The organism is Bacillus sp. AFS059628 (assembly GCF_002571225.1).
In the GTDB taxonomy this organism is placed as follows: domain Bacteria; phylum Bacillota; class Bacilli; order Bacillales; family Bacillaceae_G; genus Bacillus_A.
Window position 1 is genome coordinate 1 of the sequence record NZ_NVEC01000167.1, and the last position, 292, is coordinate 292.

Below are 292 nucleotides of genomic sequence, written 5' to 3' on the forward strand. Positions count from 1 at the left end.
CCGAACTTGGGTATACCTCCATGAAGGAAAAAATATTATATTAATTATGTCTAAACCATTTAAAAAGAAAATGGAGGAGGTAGAGGGATTCGAACCCCCGCGCGATTCTCACCGCCTGTCGGTTTTCAAGACCGATCCCTTCAGCCAAACTTGGGTATACCTCCGAGACATATAATAAATAAAGTGGAGCCTAGCGGGATCGAACCGCTGACCTCCTGCGTGCAAGGCAGGCGCTCTCCCAGCTGAGCTAAGGCCCCATGTTTTTTGGGAAAATCGGGAAGACAGGATTTGA

General features: G+C 47.3%; 2 tRNA genes. Both read right to left on the bottom strand.

Features of this window, described 5'->3' with window-relative positions:
- Positions 1–71: 71 nt before the first annotated feature.
- Positions 72–164, bottom strand: a tRNA-Ser gene (locus COL05_RS30805).
- 20 nt (positions 165–184) lie between these two features.
- A tRNA-Ala gene (locus tag COL05_RS30810) sits at positions 185–257 on the bottom strand.
- Between the last annotated feature and the right edge of the window lie 35 nt (positions 258–292).